General features: G+C 76.7%; 17 protein-coding genes and 1 riboswitch. Of the genes, 6 read left to right on the forward strand and 11 right to left on the reverse strand.

Annotated features, from left to right (window positions below; genetic code table 11):
* Nucleotides 1-43 precede the first annotated feature (43 nt).
* A complete protein-coding gene (locus tag BUE37_RS10855) occupies nucleotides 44-1,333 on the forward strand; it encodes a M18 family aminopeptidase (RefSeq protein WP_139252924.1) in 1,290 nt (429 codons plus the stop codon).
* On the opposite strand, the gene BUE37_RS10860 is transcribed toward BUE37_RS10855, so the two are convergent.
* From BUE37_RS10860 to BUE37_RS10885, 6 genes are all read right to left on the reverse strand, one after another.
* Nucleotides 1,315-1,704, reverse strand: a complete 390-nt coding sequence (locus tag BUE37_RS10860) for a hypothetical protein (RefSeq protein ID WP_073420179.1) — start codon at nucleotides 1,702-1,704, stop codon at nucleotides 1,315-1,317. The genes BUE37_RS10855 and BUE37_RS10860 overlap by 19 nt on opposite strands.
* Before the next feature lie 74 nt (nucleotides 1,705-1,778).
* Nucleotides 1,779-2,504, reverse strand: a complete 726-nt coding sequence (locus BUE37_RS10865; RefSeq protein WP_073420180.1) for a DUF72 domain-containing protein — start codon at nucleotides 2,502-2,504, stop codon at nucleotides 1,779-1,781.
* An 8-nt stretch (nucleotides 2,505-2,512) separates the two neighbouring features.
* Nucleotides 2,513-3,355 (reverse strand): SDR family NAD(P)-dependent oxidoreductase, encoded by an 843-nt coding sequence (locus tag BUE37_RS10870; protein WP_073420181.1) that lies wholly within the window; start codon nucleotides 3,353-3,355, stop codon nucleotides 2,513-2,515.
* A 24-nt stretch (nucleotides 3,356-3,379) separates the two neighbouring features.
* Entirely contained in the window at nucleotides 3,380-4,033 is a 654-nt protein-coding gene (locus tag BUE37_RS10875; protein WP_083628553.1) for a class I SAM-dependent methyltransferase, read from the reverse strand.
* A 7-nt stretch (nucleotides 4,034-4,040) separates the two neighbouring features.
* Nucleotides 4,041-4,973: an aggregation-promoting factor C-terminal-like domain-containing protein gene (locus tag BUE37_RS10880; RefSeq protein WP_139252925.1), complete on the reverse strand. Its 933-nt coding sequence runs from the start codon at nucleotides 4,971-4,973 to the stop codon at nucleotides 4,041-4,043.
* A 211-nt stretch (nucleotides 4,974-5,184) separates the two neighbouring features.
* Nucleotides 5,185-5,348, reverse strand: a riboswitch (cyclic di-AMP (ydaO/yuaA leader).
* A 151-nt stretch (nucleotides 5,349-5,499) separates the two neighbouring features.
* On the reverse strand, nucleotides 5,500-6,390 hold the full coding sequence (locus tag BUE37_RS10885; RefSeq protein WP_073420182.1) for a DivIVA domain-containing protein: 891 nt from the start codon (nucleotides 6,388-6,390) through the stop codon (nucleotides 5,500-5,502).
* A gap of 255 nt (nucleotides 6,391-6,645) precedes the next feature.
* Between BUE37_RS10885 and BUE37_RS10890 the strand changes: the two genes are divergently transcribed.
* Both BUE37_RS10890 and BUE37_RS10895 read left to right on the forward strand, forming a co-directional pair.
* Nucleotides 6,646-7,791, forward strand: coding sequence for an LLM class flavin-dependent oxidoreductase (locus BUE37_RS10890; protein ID WP_073420183.1), 1,146 nt, complete (start codon nucleotides 6,646-6,648; stop codon nucleotides 7,789-7,791).
* The gene (locus BUE37_RS10895; RefSeq protein ID WP_073420184.1) at nucleotides 7,788-8,411 is read left to right on the forward strand and encodes an FMN reductase; all 624 of its coding nucleotides are present in this window, start codon (nucleotides 7,788-7,790) and stop codon (nucleotides 8,409-8,411) included. Before BUE37_RS10890 ends, BUE37_RS10895 begins: the two co-directional genes overlap by 4 nt.
* A gap of 63 nt (nucleotides 8,412-8,474) precedes the next feature.
* On the opposite strand, the gene BUE37_RS10900 is transcribed toward BUE37_RS10895, so the two are convergent.
* The 4 genes from BUE37_RS10900 to BUE37_RS10915 all read right to left on the reverse strand — a co-directional run bounded on the left by BUE37_RS10900 (nucleotide 8,475) and on the right by BUE37_RS10915 (nucleotide 14,530).
* Nucleotides 8,475-10,049 (reverse strand): FMN-binding glutamate synthase family protein, encoded by a 1,575-nt coding sequence (locus BUE37_RS10900; protein ID WP_073420185.1) that lies wholly within the window; start codon nucleotides 10,047-10,049, stop codon nucleotides 8,475-8,477.
* A 73-nt stretch (nucleotides 10,050-10,122) separates the two neighbouring features.
* Nucleotides 10,123-11,595, reverse strand: coding sequence for a GntP family permease (locus tag BUE37_RS10905; RefSeq protein WP_073420186.1), 1,473 nt, complete (start codon nucleotides 11,593-11,595; stop codon nucleotides 10,123-10,125).
* A 17-nt stretch (nucleotides 11,596-11,612) separates the two neighbouring features.
* Nucleotides 11,613-13,157, reverse strand: a complete 1,545-nt coding sequence (locus BUE37_RS10910) for a gluconokinase (RefSeq protein WP_073420187.1) — start codon at nucleotides 13,155-13,157, stop codon at nucleotides 11,613-11,615.
* Between the two features lie 41 nt (nucleotides 13,158-13,198).
* Nucleotides 13,199-14,530, reverse strand: a complete 1,332-nt coding sequence (locus BUE37_RS10915; RefSeq protein ID WP_073420188.1) for an MFS transporter — start codon at nucleotides 14,528-14,530, stop codon at nucleotides 13,199-13,201.
* A gap of 107 nt (nucleotides 14,531-14,637) precedes the next feature.
* Between BUE37_RS10915 and BUE37_RS10920 the strand changes: the two genes are divergently transcribed.
* From BUE37_RS10920 to BUE37_RS10930, 3 genes are all read left to right on the forward strand, one after another.
* Nucleotides 14,638-15,405 (forward strand): SDR family NAD(P)-dependent oxidoreductase, encoded by a 768-nt coding sequence (locus BUE37_RS10920; protein ID WP_073420189.1) that lies wholly within the window; start codon nucleotides 14,638-14,640, stop codon nucleotides 15,403-15,405.
* 79 nt (nucleotides 15,406-15,484) lie between these two features.
* Complete coding sequence (locus BUE37_RS10925) at nucleotides 15,485-16,288, forward strand: class I SAM-dependent methyltransferase (RefSeq protein WP_073420190.1); 804 nt, start codon at nucleotides 15,485-15,487, stop codon at nucleotides 16,286-16,288.
* 10 nt (nucleotides 16,289-16,298) lie between these two features.
* A complete protein-coding gene (locus tag BUE37_RS10930) occupies nucleotides 16,299-16,922 on the forward strand; it encodes a TetR/AcrR family transcriptional regulator (protein ID WP_139252926.1) in 624 nt (207 codons plus the stop codon).
* Between the two features lie 22 nt (nucleotides 16,923-16,944).
* Here the strand turns inward: BUE37_RS10930 and BUE37_RS10935 are convergent, their stop codons facing one another.
* Entirely contained in the window at nucleotides 16,945-17,700 is a 756-nt protein-coding gene (locus BUE37_RS10935; RefSeq protein ID WP_073420192.1) for a class I SAM-dependent methyltransferase, read from the reverse strand.
* Between the last annotated feature and the right edge of the window lie 75 nt (nucleotides 17,701-17,775).

Here is a 17,775-nt window from a genome sequence, read left to right on the forward strand (position 1 = left end):
ACCGGGGTCGAGCCCGTCCGGTCCGTGGGGCAGGATCGCGGAGGTGCCCGACCTCTCCCCCGGCCTCTCCCTCGGCGACGACCTGCGCGCCCTCGTCGACGCCTCGCCGTCCCCCTTCCACGCCGTCGCCGAGCTCACCCGCCGGCTGACCGCGGCCGGCGCCACCGTGCTGGCCGAGGACGACGCCTGGACCCTCGTCCCCGGTGGCCTGTACGCCGTGGTGCGCGGCGGCAGCGTCGTCGCCTTCCGGCTGGGCGCCGCGCCGCTCGCGGAGGCCGGGATGCGGCTGGTCGGCGCGCACACCGACTCCCCCACCTTCCGGGTGCGCCCGCGCTCCGACGTGCGGCAGGCCGGCTACCGGCTCGTGGGCGTCGAGCCGTACGGCGGCGGGCTGTGGCACACCTGGCTCGACCGGGAGCTCACCGTCGCCGGCCGGGTCGTGCTGCGGGGCGGGCGCACCGAGCTGGTCCGGCTCGACGGCGCCCCGCTGCGGCTGCCCTCGCTGGCCATCCACCTCGACCGCTCGGTGCGGGAGGGACTGACCCTCGACCCGCAGCGGCACCTGGTTCCGGTGTGGTCGCGCGACCTCGGCACCGAACCCGGCCTGACCGAGGCGCTCGCGGAGGCCGCCGGCGTCGCGCCCGCCGACGTGCTCGCCTCCGACCTCGTGCTGGCCGACACCCAGCCGGCGGGCACCACCGGCGCCGACGGCACCTGGATCGCCGCGCCCCGGCTGGACAACCTGGCCAGCTGCCACGCCGGCGTCACCGCGCTGCTCGCCGCCGCACCCGGCGCCCGCACCCAGGTGTTCGTGGCCAACGACCACGAGGAGGTGGGCAGCGGCTCGATGTCCGGCGCGCGCGGCAGCTTCCTCGAGGACGTCGTCCGGCGGGTCGTGGCGGTCACCGACGGCGGTGACCCGCAGGCGCTGCCCCGGGCGCTGGCCCGCTCGCGGCTGGTCTCGGCCGACATGGCGCACGCCGTCCACCCGACCCGGTACGACCGGCACGAGCCCGCCCACGCCCCGCAGCTCGGCGGCGGGCCGGTGGTGAAGGTCAACGCCAACCAGGCCTACGCCACCGACGCGGCCGGCGGCGCGTGGTTCGCCGAGCGGTGCGCCGAGGCCGGCGTGCCGGTCCAGACGTTCGTCTCCCGCGCCGACCTGCCCTGCGGCTCGACGATCGGCCCGCTGACGGCGACCCGGCTGGGGCTGGCCACCGTCGACGTCGGCGCGCCGATGCTGGCCATGCACTCCTGCCGCGAGCTGGCCTCGGCGCTCGACGTCCCTCTCGTGGTGGGGGCGCTCACCGCCTGCTACGAGGACGGGGTCTGAGGATCGGTCGGTGACCGGCGGACGACGTCGGCGAAGGACTCCTCCAGCCGCGCCCAGGTGGAGCTCCACTCCACGAGCGGGTCGAGGATCCGCTCGAAGACGGCGAGCTGCTCGTCGAAGGCCTGCAACTGCCCGACCAGGCCCTCGATCAGCTGCCGCTGCGCCTTGACCGACGCCGCGATCGAGCGGACCTGCGCCGCCGACATCGCCCCCGGCGGCGAGGGCAGCCGCGGCAGCGCGAGCCCCGACGGCACCGCGCCCGCGGCGAGCCGGGTGGCCCGGTCGGTGAAGCCGCGCAGCTGCGCGACGAAGTCCTCGACCGTGCGCGCCACCCGGCCGCCGTCGCGCGGCGTCTCCTCCGGCTCGGTCACGTCGTCCTCCCCCGGCTCGGCCCGCCGCCGCCGGCGGGTCCCGGCCCAGTCTCGCGGCAGCGGCGGGGCCGCGCTCAGCCGACCAGGGCCCGCAGCGACTCCGCGTCGCGCACCGCGTGGCCGTGGCCGTCGTTGTTGAAGTAGGCGTACACGTCGCGGCCCTGCCCGGCCCACTCGCCGATCCGGTCCGCCCACCAGCGCAGGTCGGCGTCCGGGTAGGAGCCGGCGTACAGGTGCGCCGGGTCGGGGCCGTGCAGCCGGACGTAGACGAACGGCGCGGTCGCACGCAGCACGCACGGCAGGCCGGCGCCGCTCATGACGCAGTAGGCGGCGCCGTGCCGCTCGAGCAGCGCGAACACGGCCTCGTCGTGCCAGCTCGGGTGCCGGAACTCCACGGCGACCCGCATCCACGGTGGCACCAGCGACAGGAAGTACGCGAGCCGGGCGTCGTCCCGCGCCGCCGCCGGATGCAGCTGGACCAGCAGCACCGCCCGCCGGGGGCCGAGCTCGTGCCAGGCCGCGGCCATCCGCTCGACCCACGCCTCCGGGCCGTACAGCCGCTTCGCGTGGGTGAGCCCGCGCGGGGCCTTGACCGACATCTGGAAGCCCTCGGGCAGCCGGCGCCGCCACGCGGCGAAGGCGGCGGTGCGCGGCCAGCGGTAGAAGCTGGCGTTGAGCTCCACGGTGCCGAACCGGCGCACGTAGTGCGCCAGCCGGTCCCGCTGCGGCGTCCCCGGGGGGTACAGGACGCCGTCCCAGTGGTCGTAGCTCCACCCCGACGTGCCGACGTGGACGGACACCGGCGGGCTCAGGCCCCGCGGCGGAGGCCCGCCAGCCGGGCGGCGCCGGCCAGCACCCGCCCGTAGGAGCCGGGCGCGAGCCGCACGAGGACGTCGGGCACGACGGCGCTGGCGCCGATGAGCAGTCGCGGGCGGCGGCGCTCCACGGCCTCGACGATGCGCCGCGCGGCCCGGTCGGCCGGGTAGCGCAGCAGCCGGGAGAACTCGGCGGTGCCCCGCGCGGCCTCCACGGGGTCGACGCCGCTGCCCAGCCGCGCGGTCTCGGCGATCCGGGTGGCGATGCCGCCGGGGTGCACGCTGGTGACGCCCACGCCGTCGTCGGCGAGCTCGTGCCGCAGCGCCTCGGCGAAGCCGCGGACGGCGAACTTGCTCGTCGCGTAGGCCACCTGCCCGGCCGGCGCCATCAGCCCGAACAGGCTGGACACGCACACGACGTGCGCGCCGGGGTGCGCCCGCAGGGTGGGCAGCAGGGCGTGGGTGAGCCGGACGGCGGCGCGCAGGTTGACGTCGAGGACCCAGTCGAACTCCTCGAGGGTCACCTGGTCGAAGCGGCCGGCCAGCGCGACGCCGGCGTTGTTCACGAGCAGCGTCGTCGCCGGGTGGTCACGGACGAGGGCCTCGGCGGCCGCGCGCACCTGGCCGGCGTCGGCCAGGTCGGCGACGACGGTGTCCACGGCCCGCTCCGGGGAGGCCGCCCGCACCGACGCGGCGACCCGCTCGAGCCGGTCGCCGTCGCGGTCGAGGAGGACGAGGTCGGTGCCGCGGGCGGCCAGTTGCGGCGCCAGCGCCGCGCCGATGCCGCTGGCGGCTCCGGTGACGACGGCGGTGCCGGTGAAGTCGTAGGGGCGCACGCCGCGGACGCTAGCCGCCGGGGGTCAGGGCAGCCGCCAGACGGTGGTGCGGCGCAGCCCCGGCCCTTCGGTCTCGGGGACGTCGAGGGCGAGCACCGGCTCCAGCCGCTCGTGCGGGAGGTAGGGGCGGCCGGGGTCGCCGACCAGCACCTCGCAGCCGCGGGCGCGGGCCCGGTCGAGGAAGGGCAGCACCCGCTCGGTCATCTCGCGGTCGTAGCAGACGTCGCCGGCCAGGACGACGTCGACGGCAGGCGGCTCGCGGTCGAGCACGTCGCCGGTGACGCTGATGCCGGTCACCCCGTTGAGGCCGGCGTTGACGCCGACCGCCGTCCGGGAGAACGGGTCGACGTCGCTGGCGAGCACGTGCCGGGCGCCGGCGAGCACCGCGGCGATCGCGACCAGGCCGCTGCCCGACCCGAGGTCGAGCACGCGGCGGCCGCCCACCGGCACCGCGCCGTCGAGGACCGCGCGGGCCAGCGCCTGCCCGCCCGGCCAGGCGGCCGCCCAGAACGGCGGCGCCTCACCGGCGCCGCCCGCGGCGACCTCCATGGCCTCCCAGAGGGCGACGACGTCGTCGGCGACGTGCAGCCGCACCTCCGGGACCAGCGACGGACGCCGGACCTGGGTGTGCGCGCGGACGAAGCCCGCGGGCACGACCCGGGGACCGGCCTCCGTCACGCGGCGATCAGTACCAGCCGGTGGACTGGGAGTGCGCCCACGCGGCGCACGGGGAGCCGTAGCGCTCCTCGATGTAGATGAGGCCCGCGTCGATCTGCCGGTAGCCGTCGGAGGTCTTGGCGATGCCGGTGCTGGCCCAGGTGGAGTCGAGGAACTGCGGGATCCCGTAGGCGGTGCTGCTCGGGTTCTGCGCGTTGGGGTTCCAGCCGCTCTCCTTGCCCCACAGGCTCTCGAGGCAGGAGAACTGCTCGCCGCTGCCGACCTTGCTCATCGCGTACTCCTTGAAGGAGCCGCGGGCGGCCGGGGCGGCGGAGGCGGCCGGCGCCGGGGCGGCGGCGGAGGTCGACTGCTGCTGGGCGGCGGCGGCCTGCTCCGCGGCGGCGGCCGCTGCGGCCTGCTCGGCGGCGGCGCGGGCGGCGGCCTCCTCGGCGGCGCGGCGGGCGGCCTCCTGCTCGGCGGCGATCCGCGCGGCCTCCTCGGCGGCGCGGCGGTCGAGCTCGGCCTGGTCGGCGGCGGCCTGGGCCTGCGCGGCGGTGGTCTCGTCGGCCGAGCGCTGGCTGCGGGAGGCGGCGAGGTCCTCCAGCGGCGCGAGGTCGGTCTCCTCGACGGCCGGCGCGGACGCGGCCGGCTGCTGCGGGATGCCGAGCTGCTCGGCCACGCTCACCGAGGCGCTCACGGTGTCGGTGCCGGCGGAGGCGGCGGGGCTGCTGGTGGACAGCACGCCGACGACGAGCGCGCCGGCGGCCGCGGCGCCGAGCAGCAGGGCGGGGCGGCGGGGGCCGAGCAGCGGGGAGCCGCGGCGGACCCTCGCGGGCCGGACGGCCTCGAGGACGGCGGTGTCGGTGCTCTCGACGGCGGCGCTGTCGACGGCGGTGCTCTCGACGGCGCTGGCCTCGACGGTCGCGGGCGCGTCGGCGGAGGTGCGGGTACGGGAACGCATGAGGGGGTGGGTGCTCCGAGGGAGAGTGCGGGGTCGCCCGGGGATCGGGCGGTGCCACGCGGTCTGGCGGATGTCGCGGTCCACGGGTCCCGGCGGGGGGCCGGGAGCGGGCAGGTGGGAGCCGGCGTCAGGCGGACGCGGGGGCGCGCAGCGCGCGCACGGCTGCACCTGCGGGCCGGGGAGGCCCGGAGGCGGGCATGCGGAGACTCTCCGTTCCTTCCGTGGCCGCCTACCGGGTTAGCTGACGGGTTCGGGCGGGAAGAAGCCCTACGCACCAGGCGAGCGGTCGCTCGCCGGGGTGCGATTCACCCCAGGACTGCGGTGGGTCCCCGGCTCGCGACCGCGGGTGCGGACGCGACTCGGCGGCGTCCGGTCAGGCTCCCCGGGTGGGGACGAGACGACCGACCGGACGCGGTCACGGTAGGCGTCGTTACCGGTCCGTGACAACACGGGACCGGAGATGTCCGTGGGACGGCCGGGACCGGCGGGGTGCCCCGGGGCCCCGCCGGGCGGGCGTCCGCGCCGGTCAGGAGGCCGCCGCGACCTCGGGCCGGCTGCCGCCCTGCAGCACCGTGAGCTGCGACGCATCACCGTCCGCGGGGGCGGCCGCGCCGTCCCCGGGGCCGCCTCCCGCGCCGCCTCCCGTGCCCGCCTCGCGGCGGTCGGCGAGGACGGCGACGTCGCCGGGGAGCGCCCCCGCGACCACGGCGAGCGCCTCGTCGAGCTGGCCGGTCAGCCGGCGCAGCCACCCGCGCGCCTGCTCGCAGCGCTCGAGCAGCGGGCCGAGTTCGGACTCCAGCGCGCGGCGCCGCTCGGCCGCCTCGGCGTCGGCACGCGCCCGCCCCTCGGCGGCCTCCCGGTCGAGCCGGTCGCGCTCCTCGGCGGCCGCGCGGCGCAGGCCCTCGGCCTCCCGGCGGGCCGCCTCCAGGACCGCCGCGGCCTCCGACCGGGTCTGGTCGCGCAGCGCCGTCACGGCCTCGCGCATCTCCGCGACGCCGGACAGGCGCGCCGCCGCCTCGGTCCGGGCGTCGTCGAGGACCTGCCGGGCCTCCTCCTCGGCTGCGGAGAGCAGCGCCGCGGCCTCCTGCTCCGCGCGCTCGCGGAGGGCCTGCGCCTCCTCCGGGCCGGGTGCGGCGTCCCGCTCGCGGACGAGCGAGGTGAGCCGGACGCGCGCCGCCTGCAGGTCGGCCGAGACGGCGGCGTAGCGGGTGAGCAGGTGGTCGTTCTCGCGGCGCAGGACGAGCACCTCGGTCTCGGCCCAGTCCACGTAGGCGTCGACCTGGCCGCGGTCGTAGCCGCGGACGGCGCCGGTGAACACCGGGGCCGTGCCGAGGAGGCCGTCGAGGCCGCTCCCCGGCCGGGGCCCGGCCCCGCCCTCCGCCCGCTGCTGGGCGGTGCCCTCGTCCTGCTGCGCCATCCCGGTTCCCCCTCGGTGCGCGTCCGACCCGGCCCGCCCCGGCGCGCCGGAGACGGTGATCACAGGCTCCCACCGCCGCTGCCGCGCGGGAGGGCGCCGCGGGCCCCTCCGGAGTGGGCACATCCGGCCGTGCCGGACCGGTCACCGAGAGCAACGGGAAGGTCACGGCGCGGTCACGCGGGCCTGGGAATGCCCGAGGACTTCAGGCGTTGCACGCGGTACCGTAGTTGCGCTCTCAACTAGATGGAGGACGAGATGCAGTTCGGGATCTTCACGGTCAGCGACATCACGACCGACCCCACGACCGGCCGCACGCCCAGCGAGGCGCAGCGGATCCAGGACGTCGTCACCATCGCGAAGAAGGCCGAGGAGGTCGGGCTCGACGTCTTCGCCCTGGGCGAGCACCACAACCCGCCGTTCTTCTCGTCCTCCCCCACCACCACGCTGGCCTACATCGCCGCGCAGACCAGCCGGCTGCAGCTGTCGACGTCGACGACGCTGATCACCACCAACGACCCGGTGAAGATCGCCGAGGACTACGCGATGCTGCAGCACCTCGCCGGCGGCCGCGTCGACCTGATGATGGGCCGCGGCAACACCGGCCCGGTCTACCCGTGGTTCGGCCAGGACATCCGCAACGGCATCCCGCTCGCCGTCGAGAACTACGCGCTGCTGCGCCGGCTGTGGGACGAGGACGTCGTCGACTGGTCCGGCCGGTTCCGCACCCCGCTGCAGGGCTTCACGTCCACGCCGCGGCCGCTCGACGGCGTCGCGCCGTTCGTCTGGCACGGCTCGATCCGCAGCCCGCAGATCGCCGAGCAGGCCGCCTACTACGGCGACGGCTTCTTCTCCAACCACATCTTCTGGCCGAAGGAGCACACGCAGCGGATGGTCGAGTTCTACCGCTCGCGGTTCGAGCACCACGGCCACGGCCGCGCCGACCAGGCGATCGTCGGCCTGGGTGGCCAGGTGTTCATGCGGAAGAACTCGCAGGACGCCGTCGCCGAGTTCCGGCCCTACTTCGACGAGGCTCCGGTCTACGGCCACGGCCCGTCGCTGGAGGACTTCTCCCGCGAGACGCCGCTGACCGTCGGCTCCCCGCAGCAGGTGATCGAGCGGACCCTCGGCTTCCGCGACTACGTCGGCGACTACCAGCGCCAACTGTTCCTCATCGACCACGCGGGCCTGCCGCTCAAGACCGTGCTCGAGCAGCTCGACCTGCTCGGCGAGGAGGTCGTGCCGGTGCTGCGCCGCGAGTTCGCCGCCCTCAAGCCCGCGCACGTGCCCGACGCCCCCACCCACGCCTCGCGCGTCGCCGCGCGCGGCGGCGCGGTCGACCCGACCGTGCACGCCGCCGGCGACGACGTCACGGGGCGCACCGCCGAGGAGGTGCCCGCGTGACCACCCGCACGCTGGCCGTGGTGAGCGCCGGACTGTCGACGCCGTCGTCGACCCGGCTGCTCGCCGACCGGCTGACCGCCGCGACCGTCGCCGCCCTGCGCGAGCGGGGCGAGGACGCCACGGTCGAGGTCGTCGAGCTGCGCGAGCACGCCCGCGACCTCGCCGACGCCTTCGTCACCGGCTTCCCCAACGCGGCGCTGCGGGCGGCCATCGAGACCGTCACCGGGGCCGACGGCGTCGTCGCCGTCACCCCGGTGTTCACCGCCTCCTACAGCGGCCTGTTCAAGTCCTTCGCCGACGTGCTCGACAAGGACGCGCTCACCGGCAAGCCGGTGCTCATGGCGGCCACCGCGGGCACCGCGCGGCACTCGCTGGTGCTTGAGCACGCCATGCGGCCGCTGTTCGCCTACCTGCGGGCGGTGACCGTGCCGACGGCGGTGTTCGCGGCGAGCGAGGACTGGGCCGGCGGCGACGGCACCAGCGCCGAGCTCAGCGGCCGGGTCACCCGCGCCGCCGGCGAGCTGGCCGACCTGGTCACCGGCCGCCCCGCGTCGGCCCGCCCGGCGGACCCCTTCGCCGACGTCCCCTCCTTCGAGCAGCTCCTCCGGGGCGAGGCATAGCGGAAGGGCCCCCTGCCCCCCACCACTCGCAGGCTCGTGGCGGGCCCCTGCAGGGGGCCGGGGTCAGCCCTGCGCGTGCTCCGACGGGGGCGCCGAGCCGCCCTGGGGCGCCTCGTCCGTCATGAGCGCGACGATCTCCGCGCGGCCGGCGGCCGAGGGCAGCCCCCACCCCGGCTCGTAGCCGTAGACCTCGCCGAGCGGGGTCGACGCCGTCCGCCCGGTGAGCACCTCCACCGACCCGGTGTCGATCAGCCCCGGGTGCTCGACGCCGCACGCCTCGGCGACCTTGAGCAGGTCGCGGCGCAGGGTGGCCACGTAGTTGGCCAGCCGCACCGACTTCCGCTGCGGGTCCAGCCCGTGCGCCAGCCACGCGTTCTGGGTGGCGACGCCGGTGGGGCAGGTGTCGGTGTGGCACTTCTGCGCCTGGATGCAGCCGATCGCCAGCATCGCCTCCCGCGCGATGTTGACCGTGTCGCAGCCCAGCGCGAACGCCACCACCGCGTTGTCGGGCAGGCCGAGCTTCCCGGCGCCGACGAACGTCACCCGCTCGGCGATCCCCCGGCGGGCGAACGCCGAGTACACGCGGGCGAAGCCGAGCTGGAAGGGCAGCGACACCGAGTCGGTGAAGATCAGCGGCGCAGCACCCGTGCCGCCCTCGCCGCCGTCGATCGTCACGAAGTCCACCCCGCGGTCGCCCGCGGCCATGAGCGACGTCAGCTCGTCCCAGAACGCCATGTCGCCGACGGCGGACTTGATGCCCACCGGCAGGCCCGTCGCGTCGGCCAGCAGCTCCACCCAGTCGAGCAGGCTGTCGGCGTCGGTGAACTCCGCGTGCCGCGACGGGCTCACGCAGTCGACGCCCTCGCGCACCCCGCGGGCCGCGGCGATCTCCGCGGACACCTTCGCCGCCGGCAGCACCCCGCCCAGGCCCGGCTTCGCGCCCTGGCTGAGCTTGACCTCCAGCGCCCGCACCGGCGCCGACGCCACCAGGTCCTGCAGCCGGCGCAGGTCGAAGCGGCCCCGGTCGTCGCGGCAGCCGAAGTAGGCGGTGCCGATCTGGAAGACCAGCTCGCCGCCGTGCCGGTGGTGCACCGACAGGCCCCCCTCGCCGGTGTTGTGCAGGCACCCGGCCAGCGCCGCGCCCCGGTTGAGCGCCTCCACGGCGGCCCCCGACAGCGAGCCGAAGCTCATCGCCGACACGTTCACCACCGACGCCGGCCGGAACGCCCGCGCCCGACCGCGCGGCCCGCCCAGCACCTTCGCCGAGGGCAGGGCGACGTCGGCCGCCGAGGCCGGGTGCGACGGCGGGACGGCGCGGCCGAAGGTGCGGTGGTTGATCACCGGGTAGCCGGCGGTGTACTCGAGGTCGTTGTCGGTGCCGAACCCGAAGTAGTTGTTCTCGCCCTTCGCCGAGGCGTACACCCACCGGCGCTGGTCGCGGGTGAACGGCCGCTCCTCGTTGTTGCCGGCCACCAGGTACTGCCGCAGCTCCGGGCCGATCGACTCCAGCAGGTAGCGGGCGTGGCCGAGCACCGGGAAGTTGCGCAGCAGCGTGTGCTCCCGCTGCACCAGGTCCCGGGCGGCCACCGCCGCCACCGCCCCGAGGCCGGCCACCGCCGCCCGCGCCGCACCCCTCATGACGACCCTCCCCGCTCCGTTGCGGTCCGGCCGTCATCGTGGCGCGGAACGGCGCCGTCCGCGCCCCGGACCGCTACAGGAAGAGGCTGAGCACGAGCGCCAGCGCGAAGCCGATCGTCCCGAGCAGCGTCTCCATGACCGTCCAGGTCTTGAGCGTCGTCTTCTCGTCCATCTGGAAGAACCGGCTGACCAGCCAGAAGCCCGAGTCGTTGACGTGCGAGAGAACGGTGGCCCCGGCGGCGATGGCGATGACGATCAGGGCGAGGTCGATCGAGGTCAGCCCGTCCGACGCCTCGATCACCGGCGCCATGAGGCCGGCGGTGGTGGTCAGGGCGACCGTCGCCGAGCCCTGCGCGATCCGCAGCAGGACCGAGACGACGAACGCCGCGACGATGACCGGCAGGCCGATGTCGCCGAGGACGTCGGCCAGCGCGGTGCCGATGCCGCTCGCGCGCAGGACGCCGCCGAACATGCCGCCGGCACCGGTGATCAGGATGATCGCGCAGACCGGGCCGAGGGCGCTGTTGACGATCGACTCGACCTGCGCGCCGCTCTGCCCGCGCCGCAGGCCGAGCACCACGCTCGCCACGAGCACGGTGATGAGGAGGGCGACCGGGGTGGCGCCCACCAGCTGGCCGGCCTGGACGACGACGGAGGACTCGTCCACCACGCCGGCGCTGGCCAGCGTGGACAGCCCCGTGTTGAGGAAGATCAGCACCAGCGGCAGCAGCAGGATGCCCACCACCGTGCCGAAGCGGGGCGGCGCCGGGCGGGTCGCGGTGCCGGTCCGGGCGCCGGCGGAGGAGCCGCCCGACGCGATGGCCGGCGAGGTGCCCTCCACCGAGGGGTCCGGCTCGTCGTCGGCCGTGCGCGGGGAGCCGTCGGCCAGGATGTCGGGGACGGCGACGTCGTACCGGCGCCCGGCCCACAGCCCGAACAGGTAGCCGCCGAGGTACCAGGTGGGCAGGCCGATGAGCAGGCCGAAGACCAGCGTCAGCCCGATGTCGGCCCCGATCAGCTCGGCGGCCGCGACCGGCCCGGGGTGCGGCGGCACGAAGGCGTGCATGACCGCGAAGGCGCCGGCGACCGGCAGGCCGTAGGTGAGCAGCGAGCCGCCGAGCCGGGCGGCCACGGTGAACACGATCGGCAGGAAGACCACGAGGCCCGCGTCGAAGAAGATCGGGAAGCCGAACAGCAGCGCGGCGACGCCCAGGGCCAGCGGCGCGCGCTTCTCGCCGAAGCGGCGGATGAGGCTGTCGGCGAGCACCTGCGCCCCGCCGCTGTGCTCCAGCAGCCGGCCGAGCATGGCGCCGAGGCCGACCAGCAGCGCGACGTTGGCGAGCGTGCTGCCGAAGCCCGTGGTCAGGGTGGTCACGACGTCCGCGACCGGGATCCGCGTGGCCAGCGCCGTCAGGAGGCTGACGAGGACGAGCGCCAGGAAGGCGTGCAGCTTGAGCTTCATGATGAGGAACAGCAGGACCCCCACCGCGGCGGCGGCGATGAGGAGCAGCGGTCCGGCACCCAGCGCGGGCTCGACCTCGGGCATGGCGGTTCCTCCAGGGCTCAGGCGGGGGTCTGGGACGGGGTGTCGTCGAGGGCGTCGAGGGTGGTGAGGACGTCGGCCAGCGCCCGCGCCGACTGCTCGACCAGCGGCCGGGTGCGCCGGTACAGGTCGGCGGCGGCCGGGTCGGGCTCGACCGGGTCGGAGACGCCGACCAGCGCGGTGGCGGCGTCGAGGTCGGGCAGCGCGCCGAGCGCGTGCAGGCCGAGCAGGCAGGCACCGAGCCCCGTGCCCTCCGGCGAGTCGGCCACCCGCACCGGCAGGTCCAGCGCGGCGGCGAGCGTCGACACCCACAGCGGGGAGGCCACCGCGCCGCCGGTCGCCCGCACCTCGGTGACCGGCAGCCCGGTGGCCGAGAACGCGTCGCGCACCAGGGCCAGCTGCTGGCACACCCCCTCGACGGCGGCACGCACCAGGTGGCCGCGGCGGTGCTCGCGGCGCAGGCCCACGTAGGCGCCGCGCAGGCCCGAGCGCCACCACGGCGCCCGCTCGCCGAGCAGGTAGGGCAGGCACAGCAGCCCGGCGCTGCCGGCCGGGACGCCCGCCGCCTCCTCCAGCAGCCGGGCGTCGAGCTCGTCGGCCTCCTCGCCGACCAGGGCGTCGCCGTCGGCCAGCGCCTGCGCCGCCCAGCGCACCACCGACCCGCCGTTGTTGACCGCGCCGCCGACCACCCAGTGGTCCTCGGTGAGCGCGTAGCAGAACAGCCGGTGCGCGGGGTCGACCGTGGGCGCGGGGACGACGACCCGCATCGCGCCGCTCGTGCCCAGCGACACCGCGGCCACCTCCGGCCGCACCGCGCCGATGCCGAGGTTGGCCAGCACGCCGTCGGAGGCGCCGATCACCAGCGGGGTGTCGCGCGGCAGGCCGGTGGCCGCGGCCACCTCGGGGCGCAGGCCGGGCAGCACCGCCGTCGTCGGCAGCACCTCGCCGAGCTGGGCGGCGCGCACGCCGGCGACGTCGAGCGCCTCGGTGTCCCACGTGCCGGCGCGGATGCCGTACAGACCGGTCGCCGACGCGCAGGCGCGGTCGAGCACCTGCGGGCCGCCGCGCAGCGCGGAGACCACGAGCTCCTTGACCCCGCCCCAGCGCGGCACCGACGCCAGCCGGTCGGGGTCCTCGGCGCGCAGGGCGGCGAGCTTGAGCAGCGGCGACATCGGGTGCACCGGCGTGCCGGTGCGGGTGTGCAGCCCGCCGGCCCGGCCGTCGGCGCGCAGGGCCTCGGCGAAGCCGGCGGCGCGGTCGTCGGCCCAGGTGACCACCGGGCCGAGCGGACGGCCGTCGTCGTCCATGGGGACCAGGCCGTGCATCGCCGCGGACAGGCAGACGCCGACCACCCGGTCGCCGCGCTCGCGCGCGGCGGCGCTCACGGCGGCCAGCGCCTCGACGGCGGCGTCGGCCAGGCGCTGCGCGTCGAGCTCCGCGCGGCCGGGCGCCGGTACCGACAGGCGGTAGCCGACGCTCACCAGGTCGCGCACGCGCCCGTCGGCGCCCGCGGTCACCGCCTTGGTCGCCGTCGTCCCGCTGTCCAGCCCGACCACGACGTCCATGGCCGCGATCTTGCCGTCCGCGCCCCGTGGGGCGCGACCGCTCAGCGGTAGGCGCTGCCCCCGCGCAGCCGGGCCGACACCGCGACGTACAGCGGCGCGAGCACGACGCCGTCGCGGGCGAGGCGGGCGCGCAGCGCCCGGCGGTGCTTGACGACGCCGACCAGGCCGACCGCCCAGAACAGGTACTGCACCGCGAAGGCGGCGCGGAAGGCGTCGAGGTCGTAGGCGGTGGAGGCGCCGGGCGTGAGCGCGTCGAGCACCGCGCCGACGGCGAGGATGGTGAGCAGCGAGGCCACGAACCCGCCCACGTTGACCACCCCGCTGGCGCTGCCCTGCCGCTCGGCCGGGTTCCAGGTGCGGGCGAAGTCGAACCCGATCATCGAGCCGGGGCCGTTGGTGCCCAGCACGACGACGAGCACGACGAGCAGCCACAGCGGCGCGCGGCCGGGCCACAGCAGCACGACGGTCCAGGTGCCCGCGGTCAGCACGAGGATCGAGAAGACCAGCACCGACCGGCGCAGCGGCCAGCGCCCGCACAGCCGGCCCAGCAGCGGCCCGACGCCCATGCCGACGAGCACCAGCAGGGTCAGCAGCGACGCCGCCGTCGCCGGGGACAGCCCCTGCCCGACGACGAGGAACGGATAGCCCCACAGCAGCGCGAAGACGGTGCCAGAGAACTGGGTGACCAGGTGGGTGTAGAGACCGATCCGGGTGCCGGGCTCCCGCCAGGTGAGCGCCAGGCTGCGCCGGACGTCGGCGAGCCCGGCGGCGGGGGCGAGCTCGGTCCCGGGCGGGGTGTCGCGCAGCGTCGCGAGCACCAGGACGACGACGAGCACGCCGGCCGCGGCCGCGCCGAGGAAGGTGCTGCGCCAGCCGGCCGAGTGCAGCAGCGCGACCAGCGGGTAGGCGGCCACGATCTGCCCGACCTGGCCGAGGATGCCGGTGAGCTGGGTGACCAGCGGGACGGTGCGGCCGGGGAACCAGAAGCCGACGACGCGCAGCACGCTGATGAACGTCATCGCGTCGCCGGCGCCGACCAGCACGCGCGCGGCGATCGCGGTGGGCACGTCGGTGGCCAGCGCGAGCACCAGCTGCCCGGCGGCCATCGTGACCCCGCCCGCGACGATCAGCCGCCGCGAGCCGAAACGGTCCAGCGCCACGCCCACCGGCACCTGCAGGCCGGCGTAGACGGCGAGCTGCAACACGAGGAACAGCGAGACCGCCGAGGCGCCGGCGTCGAAGCGCTGCTGCGCCTCCACCCCGGCCACGCCGAGCGAGGCGCGGTGGAAGACGGCGACCACGTAGGCGGCCAGCGCGGTGAGCCAGACGGCGTAGGCGCGCACGGGCGTGCGCTCGTTCGTCGGGGCGGTCACCCAGGGGACGACAGCGGCGGCGGGCGATGTGTTCCCGCACCGGCGGTGAGTCCCCTCACCCGCGGTGGGAGGCTCCGCCCGGCGCGCACCCGAGGGAGGGCAGGTCCATGGACGTCACTGCAGGATCCGCGGTCGTCACCGGCGGGGCGTCGGGCCTGGGCCTCGCCACCGCCCGCCGGCTCGCCGGACTCGGGGTGCCCACCGTGCTCGTCGACCTGCCGACGTCGGCCGGCGCCGACGTCGCGGCCTCCCTGGGCGGGGAGACGCGGTTCGTCGCCGCCGACGTCACCGACCCCGACGCGGTCGCCGCCGCCGTCGCGGTGGCCGACGGGCTCGCCCCGCTGCGCACGCTCGTGCACTGCGCCGGCCGCGGCGGCGCGATGCGGGTGGTCGACCGCGACGGCCGGCCGGGCTCGCTGGAGCTCTACGAGTCGGTCGTGCGGGTCAACCTCATCGGCACCTTCAACGTGCTGAGCCAGGCCGCGGCGCGGATGGCCGCCCACGAGCCGGTCGACGGCGAGGAGCGCGGCGTCTGCGTCCTCACCGCGTCGGTGGCGGCCTACGAGGGACAGGTCGGCCAGCTCCCCTACGCCTCGGCGAAGGCCGGCATCGTCGGGCTCACCCTCGTCGCCGCCCGCGACCTCGCCCAGCGGCTCGTCCGGGTCGTCACCATCGCCCCGGGCACCTTCGACACCCCGATCCTCGCCCGGCTCCCGCAGGAGGTGCGCGACTCCCTCGGCCAGGCCACCCCGCACCCGCGCCGGCTCGGCGTCGCCGACGAGTTCGCCCGGCTGGCCCTCGCGATCGTCGACAACCCGATGCTCAACGGGGAGACCATCCGGCTCGACGGCGCCCTGCGCATGCCACCGCGCTGATCCTGCGCTGACCCGCGCCGACCCCGGGGTCCGCGGCGCCGGCCGGGGCGGGCCCCCGGCGCACCTAGACTCCTGCGCCGTGCCCGCCTCCGCCATCGCCGCCCGCGTGCTGCAGCACACCCGGCAGCGGGGCGCCGTCCCGGTCGCCGCCGCCTGCCTGTCCTGGGGGACGCGCTGGGCGCTGGGCCGCGCCCGTGCCGGCCGGCCGTGGACGGCGACCGTCCGGCACGAGGGCACCGAGCACCGGCTGCTGCGCCACCCCTACCACTGGACGTGGCTCAACGAGCGCGCCGTCGAGGTGCCGCTCGCCGAGGCGGTGCTCGACGCCGCGCCGGCCGCGCACGGGCCGGCACCGCGCGTCCTCGAGGTCGGCAACGTGCTGTCGCACTACCGACCGGTCACCCACGACGTCGTCGACAAGTACGAGCGGGCGCCGGGGGTCCGCAACGCCGACGTCGTCGACCTCGACGGGGACGGGCGCTACGACCTGGTGCTGGCCATCAGCACGCTGGAGCACGTCGGCTTCGACGAGGAGCCGCGCGACCCCGGCAAGGCGGGGCGGGCGGTGCGGCGGCTGCACGAGCTGCTCGCCCCGGGCGGGCACCTGTGGGTGACCGTGCCGGTCGGCTACAACCCCGACCTCGACGAGGCGCTGCGCACCGGCGCGCTGCCCTTCTCCCGGCTCACCGCGCTGCGGGCCACGGGGCCGGGCGCCCGGTGGGAGCAGGTGCCGGTCGAGGAGGTGTGGGGCACGCCGTACGACTGGCTGCTGTACACCGCGCGTGCCGTCGTCGTCGCGGAGTCGTTCGCCGGGCCGTCCGCGGGAGCCGGGAACGGGACGGCGGCCGCGTCGGAGGCCGGTGCGGGGCCCCGCGACGCCTAGCATCACGGGCGTGGAAGCCCTCGTGACCCCGGAGGACCTCACCGAGGACGACGCCCAGCGGCGCGTCCGGATCCTGCTGGCGCTGGCCACCTGCATGGCGGCCAAGGGCTACCGGGCCACCACGATCTCCGACATCGCCCGCGAGGGCCGGGTGTCCAAGACGATCGTGTACGCGCACTTCCGCGACAAGGAGCACTGCCTCCTCGAGCTCTACACGCGGGCCACCGACAAGATGCTGGCCACGGTGCACGCGGCGCAGGAGCGGGCCGCGGGGCTCCCCTGGCCCGACCGGCTGCGCACCGCGGTCCGCGCCTACCTCGAGGTGCTGGCGGCCAACCCGGAGGTCGCCTGGGCGGCGCTGGTCGAGGTGCAGGCCGCCGGCCGGCCGGCGCTGGCCCTGCGCCGCCAGGTCATCGACCGCTACGTCGAGCTCATCTGCGCGGTGGCCACCGAGCTCGCCGAGCGGCACCCCGAGGAGGTGCGCCCGGTCGGCCGGGCGCTGGTGCTCGCCGCCGTGGGCGGGCTCAACGAGCTGATGCTCGCCCGCGTCGAGCGGGGCGAGGTCACCTCGCTGGCCGAGGACACCGACGTCGCGACCGAGGTCCTCGTCCAGCTGGTCGCCCGCCGCGCCTGACCCCGGGTGCCGGGGGCCTGGGTCAGGCCGCGTCCTTGACGACGACGTAGCGCGCCGCCGCCCAGTGCGTCGCCGGCTCGACGACGGCCTGCACGTCCACCACGCGGCCGCCCGCGGCCGCGGCGACCGCCCGCACCCGCTCCTCCGGCACGCCGGTCATGAGCATCGGCGCCGGATAGCCGAGCAGCCGGGTCTGCGCCCAGCGCACCAGCCGGGTCGGGGCCACCCGCCAGACGACCCCGCGGGCCGTCCACAGCGGCGTCGTCGGGCAGTGCAGCACCGCGACGCCCCCGGGCCGCAGCACGCGGAGGAACCCGGCCAGCGCCCGCTCGGCGCCGCCGGGCGGGAGGTGCTGGAGGACGCGCTCGGTGAGCACCAGGTCCACCGACGCGTCGGGCACCGGGTGCAGGTCGGCGTCCTCGGCGAGCAGGAAGCGGCACCGGCCGCCGCTGCGGTCGAGCTCCCGGGCGCGGGCGAGCATCGGCCCGGAGACGTCGAGGCCGACGACCTCGCGGGCGTGCGGGGCGAGGGCCTGGCTGAGCCGGCCGGCGCCGCAGCCGAAGTCGAGGACGCGGTCCCACTCCGTGGGCAGGCCCAGGCGCTCCAGCCAGGCGCGGGTGCGGTCGACGTCGTCGCGCCCGAGGGCGAGGAACTCCTCGACGTCCCAGCGGCCGCCCCGCTTGTCGGGGTCGACCCAGACCGCCCAGAGCGGGTCCTCGGCGCCCAGCCGGGTCCAGTCCGCGCGCACCTGCTCGCCCAGCCGTCCGCGTCCCCGCACGGCACCTCCTCGTCCGGGGGCGGACCCTACCGACCGGTAGCCCCGCCCTCCTACGCTGGCCGGGACGGGCTCCCC

It is taken from the genome of Geodermatophilus nigrescens (genome assembly GCF_900129495.1).
GTDB classification, from domain to species: Bacteria; Actinomycetota; Actinomycetes; order Mycobacteriales; family Geodermatophilaceae; genus Geodermatophilus; species Geodermatophilus nigrescens.